The sequence below is a fragment of the Streptomyces gelaticus genome, assembly GCF_014649535.1.
Lineage (GTDB): Bacteria > Actinomycetota > Actinomycetes > Streptomycetales > Streptomycetaceae > Streptomyces > Streptomyces gelaticus.
Map to the genome: position 1 here is coordinate 49,479 of NZ_BMTF01000019.1, position 14,055 is coordinate 63,533.

Annotated in this window: 10 protein-coding genes and 2 tRNA genes; 2 read left to right on the forward strand and 10 right to left on the reverse strand. The window is 72.9% G+C overall.

All coding sequences use genetic code 11. From position 1 onward, the window contains the following. Nucleotide 1 precedes the first annotated feature (1 nt). The 6 genes from IE107_RS24590 to IE107_RS24615 all read right to left on the reverse strand — a co-directional run bounded on the left by IE107_RS24590 (nucleotide 2) and on the right by IE107_RS24615 (nucleotide 5,044). Nucleotides 2-1,564 carry a sensor histidine kinase gene (locus IE107_RS24590; protein ID WP_189546344.1) on the reverse strand — a complete coding sequence of 521 codons (1,563 nt, stop codon included), beginning with the start codon at nucleotides 1,562-1,564 and terminating at the stop codon, nucleotides 2-4. Beyond that, nucleotides 1,557-2,297, reverse strand: coding sequence for a response regulator transcription factor (locus IE107_RS24595; protein ID WP_189546346.1), 741 nt, complete (start codon nucleotides 2,295-2,297; stop codon nucleotides 1,557-1,559). The genes IE107_RS24590 and IE107_RS24595 overlap by 8 nt, the downstream gene beginning before the upstream one ends. Before the next feature lie 82 nt (nucleotides 2,298-2,379). Continuing rightward, nucleotides 2,380-3,258, reverse strand: coding sequence for an amidohydrolase family protein (locus IE107_RS24600; protein ID WP_189546348.1), 879 nt, complete (start codon nucleotides 3,256-3,258; stop codon nucleotides 2,380-2,382). Between the two features lie 37 nt (nucleotides 3,259-3,295). Beyond that, nucleotides 3,296-4,174, reverse strand: a complete 879-nt coding sequence (locus IE107_RS24605; RefSeq protein ID WP_189546350.1) for a DUF2797 domain-containing protein — start codon at nucleotides 4,172-4,174, stop codon at nucleotides 3,296-3,298. Nucleotides 4,175-4,262: 88 nt separating this feature from the next. Beyond that, nucleotides 4,263-4,335, reverse strand: a tRNA-Arg gene (locus IE107_RS24610). A 618-nt stretch (nucleotides 4,336-4,953) separates the two neighbouring features. After that, nucleotides 4,954-5,044: transfer RNA gene (locus IE107_RS24615), tRNA-Ser, on the reverse strand. A 227-nt stretch (nucleotides 5,045-5,271) separates the two neighbouring features. Between IE107_RS24615 and IE107_RS24620 the strand changes: the two genes are divergently transcribed. Both IE107_RS24620 and IE107_RS24625 read left to right on the forward strand, forming a co-directional pair. Then, nucleotides 5,272-5,727: an SSI family serine proteinase inhibitor gene (locus IE107_RS24620; protein WP_189546352.1), complete on the forward strand. Its 456-nt coding sequence runs from the start codon at nucleotides 5,272-5,274 to the stop codon at nucleotides 5,725-5,727. 180 nt (nucleotides 5,728-5,907) lie between these two features. Next, nucleotides 5,908-9,780, forward strand: a complete 3,873-nt coding sequence (locus IE107_RS24625) for a response regulator (protein ID WP_189546354.1) — start codon at nucleotides 5,908-5,910, stop codon at nucleotides 9,778-9,780. 69 nt (nucleotides 9,781-9,849) lie between these two features. Here the strand turns inward: IE107_RS24625 and IE107_RS24630 are convergent, their stop codons facing one another. From IE107_RS24630 to IE107_RS24645, 4 genes are all read right to left on the reverse strand, one after another. Then, nucleotides 9,850-11,499, reverse strand: a complete 1,650-nt coding sequence (locus IE107_RS24630) for a long-chain fatty acid--CoA ligase (protein WP_189546356.1) — start codon at nucleotides 11,497-11,499, stop codon at nucleotides 9,850-9,852. A gap of 144 nt (nucleotides 11,500-11,643) precedes the next feature. Beyond that, on the reverse strand, nucleotides 11,644-12,315 hold the full coding sequence (locus IE107_RS24635) for a SigE family RNA polymerase sigma factor (protein WP_189546358.1): 672 nt from the start codon (nucleotides 12,313-12,315) through the stop codon (nucleotides 11,644-11,646). 181 nt (nucleotides 12,316-12,496) lie between these two features. Then, nucleotides 12,497-13,663, reverse strand: a complete 1,167-nt coding sequence (locus IE107_RS24640) for a lipid-transfer protein (RefSeq protein WP_189546360.1) — start codon at nucleotides 13,661-13,663, stop codon at nucleotides 12,497-12,499. Continuing rightward, nucleotides 13,660-14,055: a MaoC family dehydratase gene (locus tag IE107_RS24645; protein ID WP_189546474.1), complete on the reverse strand. Its 396-nt coding sequence runs from the start codon at nucleotides 14,053-14,055 to the stop codon at nucleotides 13,660-13,662. Before IE107_RS24645 ends, IE107_RS24640 begins: the two co-directional genes overlap by 4 nt.

Genomic DNA, 14,055 nt, shown 5'->3' on the forward strand with positions numbered 1-14,055 from the left:
GTCACGCCGATGTGCTGAGCCTGTCCCCCTGCTGTGAGTGCGCGGTGGCCGGGGGAAGCGCGGGCAGGCGGACGGCGAACACCGTGCGTCCCGGCACCGATTCCACCTCCACCCGGCCGCCGTGCGCGGCGACGACCGCCTCCACGATGGCGAGCCCGAGCCCGGTGGAGCCCGCGCTGCGGGAGCGCGAGGCGTCACCCCGCGCGAACCGTTCGAAGACATGCGGCAGCAGCTCGGGCGGAATGCCGGGCCCGTCGTCCGCGACCTCCAGCACCACCCAGGGCCGGCCTGCCGTGGACCGGACCCGGACGGTGACGGTCGTCCCCGGCGGGGTGTGGGTACGGGCGTTTGCCAGCAGATTGACCAGCACCTGATGGAGCCGGGTCGGATCGCCGTGCACGGTCGCGGGTTCGTCCGGCAGTTCCAGACGCCAGTGGTGGCCGCGCTCACCGGCGGCGCGGGCATCGCTCACCGCGTCGACGACGACCGGGGAGAGATCGGTGCTCTCCAGGCCGAGCGGGCGTCCGGCGTCCAGTCGGGCGAGCAGCAGCAGATCCTCCACCATGCCCGTCATCCGCTCGGCCTCGGACTCGATCCGCCCCAGGGCGTGCCGGGTGTCGGGGCCGGTCTTCTCGTGGCCGCGCCGGGTCAGTTCGGCGTATCCGCGGATCGAGGCCAGCGGGGTGCGCAGCTCATGGCTGGCGTCCGCGACGAACTGCCGCACCCGCGTCTCGCTCTCCTGCCGCGCCTCCAGCGCCGAACCGACATGTCCCAGCATCCGGTTGAGCGCCGCGCCCACCTGGCCGACCTCGGTCCGCGGATCGGCCTGGGCCTGCGGGACCCGCTCCAGCAGGGCCACCTCGCCGCTGTGCAGCGGGAGTTCGGAGACCAGGGTCGCGGTCGCGGCGACCCGGCGCAGCGGGCGCAGGGCGACTCCGACCATGGCGGCGCCCGCGATGCCGGCCGCGATCAGACCCGCGCCGGTGACACAGACCTCGACGACGATCAGGGTGGTGAGCGCGGAACCCACCTCGGCGGCGGGGAGGCCGACGAGGACGGTCGTCCCGTGCGGGTCCGTGACCGCCTCCACCCGGCTGGAGCCGAGTCCGGGCAGATCGACGGTGCGCGCGTCTTCCCCGGCGGAGAGGCCGGCCGCCTCCAGCGCCCCGCGCTGGGCCGCGGTCATCGGCTGCCCGCTGTCCTCGGCCCCGGGACCCGGCGTGGTGGCGCTCTCCACGACCACGCGCGAGTCGGTGACCGTGCCGTCCGCCACCACGGCCCCGAAGGCGCCGACGGGCAGCCCGCGCGCGTCGACGAAGGCCAGCGGGTCGAAGCGCTGCGGTTCCCCACCGCCGGGCGGCGGTCCCCCGCCGGGCGGCTTCGCGGCCCGCAGGGCGACGGTGTGCAGCTGGTCGTCGAGCTTGCCGTACATGTAGCCGTGGAAGGCGATGGTGGTGACCGTCCCGATGACCGCGGCGACGACGGCGATCAGCGTGACCGCCGAGACCACCAGCCGGGTCCGCAGCGTCCACGGCCCGCGCCACCGGCCCGGACGCCTACTCACCGGGCTTGATGAGGTATCCCGCCCCTCGCCGGGTGTGGATCATCGATGACCGTCCCGCGTCGATCTTCTTGCGCAGATACGAGATGTACAGCTCGACGACGTTCGCCTGCCCGCCGAAGTCGTAGTTCCAGACCCGGTCGAGGATCTGCGCCTTGCTCAGCACCCGTCGCGGATTGCGCATCAGGTAGCGCAGCAGCTCGAACTCGGTCGCGGTGAGGTGGATGGACGTACCGCCCCGGCTCACCTCATGACTGTCCTCGTCGAGCACCAGGTCACCGACGACCAGCGTCGACTCACTGCGCACGGCCGCCGTACCGGACCGCCTGATCAGCCCGCGCAGCCGCGCCACGACCTCCTCCAGGCTGAACGGCTTGGTCACGTAGTCGTCGCCGCCCGCCGTGAGCCCGGCGATCCGGTCCTCCACCGCGTCGCGCGCGGTCAGGAAGAGGACAGGGACCTCGGAGAGCTCCCGGCGCAGTCCGCCGAGCACGGCGAGCCCGTCCGTGTCGGGCAGCATCACGTCGAGGATCACCGCATCGGGCCGGAAGTCGCGCGCCATCCGGACGGCCCCGGCACCGTCCCCGGCGCTGCGTACCTCCCAGCCCTCGTAACGCAGCGCCATGGACAGCAGCTCGGCGAGCGGTGCCTCGTCGTCCACCACGAGCACACGGACGGGGGTGCGGTCCGCCCTCAGCAGTTCGGTACGCCCCTGGGGCGAGGTCGTCGTCGTCATGCCCCCACCCTGTGAGGCTCCCCTGAAAGGGGCCTTACCCGAATCTGTGATTTCCCTGAGAAAGTACCGCCCCGACGGACCGTCAGCCCACGTCGAACAAAGCGCTCGCATTCCCGTGGCAGACCGCCCTCAGCCAGTCGTCCCCCAGCTCCAGCCTTTCCAGCGCGTGCAGTTGATGCACGTACGGGTACGGGATGTTCGGGAAGTCCGTGCCCAGCAGAATCCGGTCCCCGAGCGCGGCGAGCCGCCCCCGCTCCGCCGGCGGGAACGGCGTGAAGTCCTCCGTGAAGTCCGTGAACACCATCGTCGTGTCGAGCCGCACCTGCGGGTACGTCTCCGCCAGTGCCAGGAACTCCGCGTACTCCGGCATCCCCATGTGCGCCACGATCAGCGGCAGCCGGGGATGCCGGGCGAGCAGCCGGCCGACCGGCTCGGGGCCGGTGTGCTTGCCGGGCGCCGGTCCCGAACCGCAGTGCATCACCACCGGGACCCCGGCCTCCGCGAGCAGCCCCCAGACCGGTTCCAGGAGCGGGTCGTTGGCGTCGTACGCGCCGACCTGGAGGTGCGACTTGAAGACCCGCGCCCCCGCCTCGACGGCCTCGCGCACATAGTCCGCCACGCCCTCCTCGGGGAAGAAGGTCGCGGTGTGCAGGCAGTCGGGCACCCGGCGCGCAAAGTCGGCCGCCCAGCCGTTCAGCCAGGCGGCCATCCCCGCCTTGTGCGGATAGAGCATCGAGGTGAACCGGAGCACGCCGAACGAACGCAGCAGCGCGAGCCGTTCGTCCTCGTCGTGGCGGTACTCGATCGGCCACTCCATCCCGGTCAGCGGCCCCGCCGAGTCGAAGTACGCCCAGACCTTGCGGAGCACCCGCTCCGGCATGAAGTGCGTATGCACATCGATGATCCCGGGCAGACCCAGCCGCTCCCAGAACCGCCTGACGTCGTCGGCGTCACCACTCATCCCGCGCCCCCTCACTGTCCGGACGATTCCGACGATCTCAGAACAGCCCGCCCTGCACGCCACCGCCCCCGATGTCGGTCAGCGGCACCCCCACCCCGGCCCGTGCGTCCGCCGCCGCCAGCTCCCACCCGGTCATCAGCCGGGTGTCCAGCACCACGGCCCCGTCCGCCGTCGCCAGATGCAGATCGGGCCCGGCCGCCGCCACCAGCCGCCCCGCGACCGCGCCCCCGGCCACCAACCCGGTGACCGCCCAGGCCACCTCGACCTCGCCGTCGAGCCCGAACAGCCCCGCGTGGTCGACCGCCTCGAACGGCAACCGCGCCAGCGACTCCGGCCACCCGGCACCCTCCAGCGCCACGGCCCGCCCGTACAGCTCCGCCACCTCGGCACGGCGCTCCGCCGCCCCCGGCAGCGCCCCGCGCACGGCCCGCTTCCTCATGTACGGAATCCGGTCCGGCACCCCGAGCGCCGACCGCAGCACCTCCTCGGTCCGCCGGCACGCCATCAACGGCCCCCGTCCCAGCCAGCTGAACACCACGGCCCCCTGCTCACGCAGCCGCGCCGCCTCCCGTGCCTCGGCGGTGATCCCGACCTTCACCATCCCCGGCCCGAACCAGGCCAGATACACGCGGTACGTCCTCGGGTCATCGGCGATCGTGTCAGCAGCCACCGAATGCGCCCGGTCCAGCCGCGCACACTCCGGACACCGCGCCCCCGTGCTCCGCCCCGACACCGCGGCCCCCACCGGACACACGTTCCCGCGCGCCCCGACACAGCGCCGCTCCCCCTCGGCCCGGAACCCGAACTCCGTCCCGTACGCCTGCGCGCTCACCCGCACGACCCCGCCCCGCCGCCAGCCCAGCACGGGCGGCCCCTGCGCGTCGGGCCACCGCAGCCCGGTGCACTGCCACGCCATGCCCATGGTCGAACCCCCGGCTTCCGATACAGAGGGAGGAAACAGCAAGAGGCCCCCGGGATTTCTCCTGGGGGCCTCTTGCTTGCTGTGCACTCGGCAGGATTCGAACCTGCAACCTTCTGATCCGTAGTCAGATGCTCTATCCGTTAAGCTACGAGTGCTTGTGCTTCCCGGTTTTTTCTTCCCGGTCGGCGTTGCGAGAACAACATTACATGACCTGCGCCGTAGCGCGAAATCCATTAGCCAAACCCGCCCCGACCTGGGGAAACACCATGATCGGCAGCTGCGCGGGAGTGCCGGTGCGCCTCTGCGGGCGGTCGGCGGACGGCTCGGGTCCGCATGCTGCCGAAGCCCCGCCACCTGCAGCGAGGCCCGGGACGCGCGCCAGCGTCCCCCGTCTCCACGGATGTTCACGCGGCCGCCGACGCGGCGGCGCCGGGGGCGTCAACTCCGGCGGTGACCGATTCACCCTGGGAGGGGTGGGCACAAGAGGCACAGCGGAGGTTTCCGGCCACGACGGGGCGGGCGGGAGAGAACCAGGAGGCGCGGACAAGGGGCGCGGCGCACTGGCGGCGGCACGGGCGAGCGTGCGTGCGACGGGAGCCGCCAGGGAGGGTTCCGCAAACCTGCCGAGCAGGTTCGGCCGGACCCCCCAGTTGATCGCTTTACGCGATCACCCGAACGCATTGCGCTACGAGACCCGTCGTCAGCCACCGGAACGGCGCTGAAAACGACTCAGGGAGTTCAGCCGATACAGGCTGAACTCCCTGGTCAGAGAGCGGAGGCGGAGGGATTTGAACCCTCGATGGGCTTTAAGACCCAAACCGCATTAGCAGTGCGGCGCCATAGACCGGACTAGGCGACGCCTCCAGCACACCCCGCGCGAGCGCGAGTGGTGCGTGCAGATGATGACACAGTTGCGCGGTGCGTCACCAATCGATGCCTACGGTACTAGGCACTCGGCCGTGAGGGCAAAGCCCCTGCGGTTGCGCAACGCCGTGGCGTGCGGAGCGTTAGTGATGGTGGAGGCACTGCCCTCCCGTCCTTCCGTCCGTTCCACCGGCACCTCGCCGAAGTGCACGAGCACAGGAGCCCGCATGCTGCGCCGCCTCGCCCTCACCGCCGTCGCGTCCCTCGCCGCGCTGTCCGCCGCCGCACCGGCCGCGACCGCGGCCACCGGCCCCCTTCCGCTGCCGTTGCCGCTGCCCGCGCTGCGGGACGACGCCCGCACCCGGCTGACGATCACGGTCTCGGGCTCGGAGAACCCCGCGGCCGAGGGCACCTTCGAGCTGAGGTGCGCTCCGGCGGGCGGCAGTCACCCGGTGGCGGAGCGGGCCTGCGAACGGCTGGACGAGCTGGCGGGCGAGGGCGCGGACCCGTTCGCCCCGGTGCCCGGGGACGCGCTGTGCACCCAGCAGTTCGGGGGCCCGGCCGCCGCCCGGGTCGCCGGAACCTGGCAGGGGCGGCGCATCGACACGGTCTTCAGCCGGTCCGACGGCTGCGAGATCTCCCGCTGGAACAACCTGGGGCCGGTGCTGCCGAACGTCCGCTGACCGGGCCGCAGCGGACGGATTCGTACACGGTATGCACAGGACCTTGGTGAGAGCTCCTCCTCATCCACAGCCCCACGTTCCTTCGCTGCCTTTAGACTCCTCCAGTGACAGCCCGCGGCCCGAGGGGCAAGATGGGGCCCGCTGTCGGCAAGGTGCGGTAATCAGGGAGGAAGCGTCGTCGTGAGCAGCAGGCCATCCCGGGGCACTGCTCGCCTCGCAGCCATACTCGATGCACTCCCCGACGGGCTGCTGCTCGTCAACTGCAACGGCACGGTCGTCAACGCCAACACCATCGCCCTCGAAATGTTCGAGACGCCGGGCACCGCGCTCGTCGGTCGCGGGCTCCTCGATCTGCTGCCCGAGTTCGACTCCAAGCTGATCCCGGGCTCGATGCGCCGCCCGGACGCCGCCGCCGGCCGCGGCCGCACGAAGCCGACCCGGATGACCGCGCGGCGGACCGACGGCACCGAGTACCCCGTCGAGGTCACCAGCGCCGGCCTGGAGGACGGACACGCCGCGTACAACGACTTCCAGAGCACCTACAGCGGCAGCTACACGGGCGACGAGCTGCTGATGCTCGTCGTACGGGATCTGTCGGGCACCGTGGACACCGAGGCCGAACTGGCCCGTTCGCAGCGGCAGACCGAGATGATCCTGCGGGCGGCGGCCGAGGGCGTGGTCGGCACGGACACCGAGGGCCGGGTCGTCCTGGTCAACCCCGCCGCCGCGCAGATCCTCGGCTTCCGCGCCAGCGACCTGGGCGGCCAGGAGCTGCATCCGCTGATCCTGCACTCGCGGGCGGAGGGCGAGCCGTTCCCGTACGAGGAATCGCCGCTCGCCGACACCCTCAGGTCCGGGCGCAAGCACCGGGTGCGCGGCCAGGTCCTGTGGTCCAAGAGCGGCGCGCAGGTGCCGGTCGATCTGACCACCGCCCCGGTCCGGGACGGCGACCAGCTGGTCGGCGCCGTCATGACGTTCACCGACCGCAGGCCGTACGAGCAGCTCGGTGCCCAGCACCGGACCGAGGTCGCCGAACTGACCGAGAACCACACCGCGGAACTCGCCGAGCTGACGGAGCGGCACAGCACGGAGCTGGCCGACCGGACCGAGCGGTACGCGGCCGAACTGGAGGCGCAGGCCGACCTGCTGGCGGCGCTGACCGCCCGGCACACCCAGCTCACCGCCGTGCTCGGCGAATCGCTGCGCGGCCCGCTGGAGGAGCTGCGCGGCGAACTGTCCACGCTCGCCGCCGACCCGGCGGGGCAGCTGTGGCCCGAGGCGAACCAGATCCTGCACCACCTGGCCGCGGGCTACGCCCGGATGACCACCCTCGTCGACAACGTGCTCGGCTACCAGCGCCTGGACGCCGGCTCCGAGAAGCTGGTCAAGTCGAACGTGCTGCTGGACTCGGTCGTGACGGCCGGTATCGACGCGGCCGTCGAGCTGATCGGTCCCGGGCGCGCCCAGTTCGCCGTGCACGCGCCGCCGATCGAGGCCGAGGTGGACGCGGCCCGGCTGGTGACCGCGCTCGCCCATCTGGTCGCGGACGTCGCCGGGGTCGACTCGACCGGCAAGGCCCGGATGATGCCCGGCGGCGGGTACGTCGACTCCACGGTCGTCGTCGCGGCGGCGCAGCGCGGTGAGGTCGTACGGATCGAGGTGCGCGGACCGTTCGCCGGGGGTGACCCGGTGCACGAGCCGATCGTGCGCGGGATCGTGCGGGCGCACGGCGGCGTGCTCCAGACGCACGAGGTGCCGGGGATGAGCGGCAGCGCTTATGTGCTCGAAGTGCCCTTGGGCGCCGGTTCGGGGACGGTGACGGCGCCCGCCTCCGAGCCGGAGCCGGAGGCCGGCGTGCAGCCCGCTCCCGGGCCCGAGGCGGCGCAGCAGCCCGGCGGCGGGCGGCGACGCGCGCGGCGGGCGTCCACGGACGCGTTCCTGGAGAGCCCGGTGGGCGGTTCCGGGGCGGGTGACGGGTCCGGCGGTGACACGGCGGCGGCCGAGCCGACGGGGCGGCGGCGGGCGCGCCGCGAGCCCGGCGCGGAGGACGAGCGCGCGGTGCCGGGGGCGCAGGACACGCAGGGCGGGGGTTCGGGGCGCAGGCGGGGGCGGCCGAGTCCGGCCGAGGCCGGGGTCCAGCTGCCCGAGCAGGCACAGGGGCAGGGCGCCGGGCAGGCGTTGGCGCTGCCCGCGGCCGCCGCGCCGTCCGAGGGAGCCGTGGTGACGGCGGCCGAGGGCGCGCAGGGCGGCGGCGCCCGGCCGCAGCTGGGCCAGACCGTGCCGCCGCAGGGCGTTCCGGCCGAGGGGCAGATCCCGGTGCCCGTGCCTGCGGGCGGTCACCGTGCGCGTCGGGGCGCCGAGAACCAGCTGGCCCTGCCGGCTCCGGCGGCCGCTCCCGCCGCCGGTTCCGAGGGCGGCCCGCAGCCCGGTGACGGCTCCGGGGCCGGACCCGCGCAGGCTCCTCAGCCGACCGGGCGGCGGGCCCGGCGGGCGTTGGCCGCCACCCAGGAGCGGGCCGCCCAGGCCGAGCCCGCAGGGCCCCGGACCGCCTTCGCTCTCCCGCCCGCGGAGGCCGACCGGTCCCCGGCCACGGCTTCCGACGCGGCGGCCGGCGCGGACGCCTCGCTGCCGGGCCGCCATGACGCCGTACGCATCGCGCCGGGCGAGGACCACACACCGCCGCAGGCCCATCCCGTACCGACCGGCCGTCGCCGGGCCCCGCGCTCCGAGGCGCCCGAGCTGCCCGGTGGGCCCGATGCGCCCGCCGTCCCGGGCGAGCGGGCCGAGGAGCCGCCCGGCGGCGGTGCGGACCGGACCGCGGCCGGACCGACCGCGCACGCCACCGGCGATACGGCCGTTCCGGGCTCCCCGGAAAGCGCGGAGGACCACCCGCAGAACGTCCCGCCCGTGGTGGACGCGCGTCGACAGCCGCTGCCCGCGGAGGCGCCGATGCCCGGCGGTTCGCCGGACTCGACGCAGGGGCGCGCGTTCAGTGTGCGGACGCTCGGGCAGGGCGTGCCCTTCGCCCAGCACCTCGCGCACCAGCAGAACCAGACGCTCGGCGGTGCCGGCCGGCGCCGCAAGCTCGCCGCGCCGCCGGAGGACGAGCCCACCTCGCAGGCCGTGCCGTCCCCGTCCGTCCCCGCCGGTCCGGCACAGGTCCCGGGTCAGGGGCCGGGGCAGCGGCGCTCCGCGCCGGAGGCCGAGGGACGCGCGTACGCGATAGGGGCGCCCGACGAGGGCGCCGAGGGGCCGGAGCCGCTGGACGGTCCGGGTGGCGCGGTCGAGGTCGCCAACCGTCCGTCGCCGCAGCCGGTCGACGACGAGCTGCCCCCGGAGCCGCTGGACAACCCGCGCCGGCTGCTCGTCTGGCCCGCGCCCGATGTCTCCACCCAGCAGGCACTGAGCGACCGCGGCTACCGGCCGGTGATCGTGCACTCGCGCGAGGAGGTCGACGCCCAGATCGCGGCGTTCCCCGCCGCGCTCTTCGTCGATCCGCTGACCGGCCCGATCACCCGCAAGGCCCTCCAGTCGCTGCGCCAGGCGGCGGTGGCGGCCGAGGTCCCGGTACTGGTGACGGCCGGGCTCGGGCAGGCCTCGCGGGAGGCGGCGTACGGTGCCGACCCCGCCGTGCTCCTCAAGGCGCTCGCCCCGCGCGACAGCGAACAGCATCCGCCCCGGGTGCTGTTGATCGAGGAGCACGAGGAGATCGCGCTGGCGCTGACGGAGAGTCTGGAGCGCCGCGGCATGCAGGTGGCGCGGGCCTCCACGGACAGCGAGGCGGTGTCGCTCGCCACCCGGATGCGGCCCAATCTGGTGGTGATGGACCTGATGCAGGTACGCCGCCGCCGGGCCGGGATCGTCGACTGGCTGCGTGCGAACGGTCAGTTGAACCGGACCCCGCTGGTCATCTACACCTCCGCCGACATGACCGGGTCGGAGCTGCCGAAGCTCAGCTCGGGCGAGACCGTGCTCTTCCTGGCCGAACGGTCCACGAGCGAAGAGGTCCAGGCCCGCATCGTCGATCTGCTCGCGAAGATCGGTACGAACTGAGACGCGGGACACGGCGGGGGCGATACGGGAGTCGTCCCGTACCACCCCCGCCGTGTCCGCGGGCCCGGCTCAGAGCCGGGTGATGTCCAACTCGCCCTCCGCGTACTGTCTGCGGATCACCTTCTTGTCGAACTTGCCGACGCTGGTCTTCGGTACGGCCGCGATGACCGTCCAGCGCTCCGGCAGCTGCCACTTGGCGATGCCGGACGCGGCGAGGAAGTCCTGCAGCGCCTCGTAGTCGGCTATCGCACCTTCCTTGAGGACCACGGTCGCCAGCGGGCGCTCGCCCCACCTCTCGTCCGGGACGGCGACGACCGCCGCCTCGGCCACATCGGGGTGCGCCATCAGGGCGTTCTCCAGTTCGACGCTGGAGATCCACTCGCCGCCGGACTTGATGACGTCCTTGGCCCGGTCGGTGAGCGTGAGGAAGCCGTCCTCGCTGATCACACCGACGTCACCGGTCTTCAGCCAGCCGTCCTCGCTGAACTTGTCCTCGGGGCGCAGGAGCTCGCCGTCCGTACCTCCGTAGTAGGCCGCGGCGATCCAGGGGCCGCGCACCTCCAGCTCACCGGCCGACGCGTTGTCCCAGGGCAGGTGCTCGCCGCCGGGGCCGACCAGCCGTGCCTCCACTCCTGCCGGGAAGCGGCCCTGGGTGGTGCGGTAGGGCCATCCCTCCTCCTCGGTCAGTCCGGCGGGCGGGTGGGCGATGGTGCCGAGCGGCGAGGTCTCCGTCATGCCCCAGGCATGGCAGAGGCGGACGCCGAACTTCTCGTACGCCGTCATGAGGGAGGGCGGGCAGGCGGCGCCGCCGATGATGACGCGGGCCATGGAGCTGATGTCGCGCGGGTTGGCGGTGACCTCGGCGAGCAGTGCCTGCCAGATGGTGGGGACGGCGGCGGCGTGGGTCGGCCGCTGGCGCTCGATCATCTCGGCGAGCGGGGCGGCCTGCAGGAACCGGTCCGGCATGAGCATGTTGACGCCGGACATGAACGCCGCGTGCGGCAGCCCCCAGGCGTTCACATGGAACTGGGGGACGACCACCAGCGTGGTGTCGTTGTCGGTCAAGGACATCGATTCGGCCATGTTCACCTGCATGGAGTGCAGGTAGATGGAACGGTGCGAGTAGACGACGCCCTTGGGGTCGCCGGTGGTGCCGGAGGTGTAGCACATGACGGCGGCCTGGCGTTCGTCCGGCTCGGGCCAGTCGTAGTGGGTGGGGCGGCCGGCGATCAGCTCCTCGTACTCGTGCACCCGGGGCGCCGCCCCGTCGAGGAGCGAACGGTCGCCCGGACCTGTGACGATGACGTGCTCGACCGACGTCAGCCTGGGAAGGACCGGTGCGAGCAGCGGCAGCACGGAGCCGTTGACGATGAGGACCCTGTCGTCGGCGTGCCCGACGATCCAGACCAGCTGCTCGGCCGGGAGCCGGAGGTTGAGCGTGTGGAGGACCGCACCCATCGAGGGGATCGCGAGATACGCCTCGACGTGCTCGGCGTTGTTCCACATGAGGGTGGCCACCCGCTGGTCGGGTTCGACACCCAGCTCGTCGCGCAGCGCGCCCGCGAGCCGCGTCGCCCGCCGGCCGATCTCGGCGAAGCTGCGCCGCTGCGGCTCGGGTTCGCCGGTCCAGGTCGTGACCTGCGACTTCCCGTGAATGGTCATCCCGTGCTTGAGGATGCGGGTGACGGTCAGCGGTACGTCCTGCATGGTGCTCAGCACGGCGTCCTCCCGGTGGGCGCTACGCGGCAGTAAGGTTGGCCTGATTCTGCTCACATACCGTTTGGTATGTCACTAGTTCCGGGAGTACGAATCGGCTTCGATCGGCAAAATCACACCTGGCCGGTGCGGCGGCACCGACAGGGGTCAGCGCACCGGAGCGAGCTCCGGGTCCTCCCTGAGCTTGCCGAGCGCCCGTGACACCGCGCTCTTCACAGTGCCGACGGAGACCCCGAGCACCTCGGCCGTCTGGGCCTCGCTCAGGTCCTCGTAGTAGCGCAGGACGACCATCGCCCGCTGACGGTCCGGCAGCTTCAGCACGGCACGCCACATCGCGTCGCGCAGCGACTGCTGCTCGGCCGGGTCGGGGCCCTCGGGGGCCTCCTGCTCGGGCAGCTCGTCGCAGGCGAACTCGTCGACCTTGCGTTTGCGCCACTGCGAGGTCCGGGTGTTCAGCAGGGCCCTGCGGACATAACCGTCGAGCGCCCGGTGGTCCTCGATCCGCTCCCAGGCGACGTAGGTCTTGGTGAGCGCGGTCTGCAGCAGGTCCTCGGCATCGCTCGGGTTGGCCGTGAGCGAGCGCGCGGCGCGCAGCAGCACCGGTCCTCTCGCCCGGACGAAGGAGGAGAAGGACGAATACGGGGCGTACGGCGTCCGCGAGGCGTACGCGGGGCGTGCGCTGCGCGCTCCGTGCTGGCCGGGCGAGCCGTGCCCCGTGGTGTGCAGGGTGTGCGGCTTGTGTCCCGGGAGCGGTGTGTGCGGTGCGTGTCCGGTGGTGGCGGCTCCCCCGGAGCTGCCCGTGCAGACTGGCGTGGTCATGTCTCCACGCTAGGAGCGGGCGCAGCGCCGGGGATCGGCCCCAGGTCCCGAAACCGCGTCCGCCTCAGGGTGTAGGGGTAGGGCCTGCTCCACCTCCTGTAGGTGGACTCCTCGTCCTCGGGGCTCAGGGGCGTCCCCTGAGGTCCCGCGTGGCCGGGAATGCCGCTCCGGCCACGCGCGCTCAGCCGTCCGTGCCGAGGATCAGGCCCGAGGTGGGGACGCCGGTGCCCGCCGTGACCAGGGTCCTGGCCGCCCCGGGCACCTGGTTCACCGACGAGCCCCGGATCTGCCGGACGGCCTCCGCGATGCCGTTCATCCCGTGCAGATACGCCTCCCCCAGCTGGCCCCCGTGCGTGTTCAGGGGCAGCGCGTCCGCCGCGACGAAACCGGCCGCCTCGCCCGGCGCGCAGAAGCCGAACTCCTCCAGCTGCATCAGGACGAACGGGGTGAAGTGGTCGTAGAGGATCCCCACATCGATGTCGGAGGGGGTCAGGCCCGAGCTGCGCCAGAGCTGCCGGGCGACCACCCCCATCTCCGGCAGACCGGTCAGCTCGTCGCGGTAGAAGCTCGTCATCTGCTCCTGCGCCCGCCCGGCGCCCTGCGCGGCGGCCACGATCACGGCGGGCGGCCGCCGCAGGTCGCGGGCGCGTTCGGCGCTCGTGACGACGATCGCCTGCCCGCCGTCGGTCTCCTGGCAGCAGTCGAGCAGCCGCAGGGGTTCGACGATCCACCGCGACGCGGCGTGGTCGGCCAAGGTGATCGGCTTCCCGTAGAAGTACGCGGCGGGGTTCCGGGCGGCATGGCGCCGGTCGGTGACCGCGACATGGCCGAAGACCTCCGGCGTCAGCCCGTAGGCGTGCAGATAGCGCTGGGCGGCCATGGCTACCCAGGAGGCCGGAGTGAGCAGCCCGAAGGGCAGGTTCCAGCCGAGCGCCGTGCCCTCTGCGGTGGGCTCCCGCTGCTGCACGCCGGAGCCGAACCGGCGCCCGGAGCGCTCGTTGAACGCGCGGTAGCAGACCACGACGTCGGCCACCCCGCTCGCCACGGCCAGGGCCGCCTGCTGGACGGTGGCGCAGGCCGCCCCGCCGCCGTAGTGGACGCGGGAGAAGAACGACAGCTCACCGATGCCGGCCGCCTGCGCGACGGTGATCTCCGGGCTGGTGTCCATGGTGAAGGTGACCAGGCCGTCCACGTCGGCGGGGGTCAGCCCGGCGTCGTCGAGGGCGGCCCGCACCGCCTCGACGGCCAGCTTCAGTTCGCTGCGCCCGGAGTCCTTGGAGAACTCGGTCGCGCCGATCCCCACGACCGCCGCCTTGCCGCCGAGCGAATCGGCCCTGCGCAGACTCATGCCGCCCCCCGCGAAAGGCCCACGGTCACCGTGCCGGTGACATGACGGCCGAGACCGTTGGCTCCGACGACCTTCACCTCGGCCGTTCCGTCGTCCGCGACGGCGTTGACCGTGCCGCTCAGGACCATGGTGTCCCCGGGGTAGTTGGGCGCGCCCAGTCTGATGGCGACCTTGCGGAGCACTGCGAGGGGGCCGAGGCGGTCGGTGACGTATCTGCCGACCAGACCGTTGGTCGTCAGGATGTTCATGAAGATGTCCGGGGAGCCCTTCTCCCGGGCGAGCTCCGCGTCATGGTGCACGTCCTGGTAGTCGCGGGAGGCGATCGCGCCCGCCACGATCAGGGTGCGGGTCACCGCGATCTCCAGCGGCGCCAGCTCGTCACCGGCCTTCAC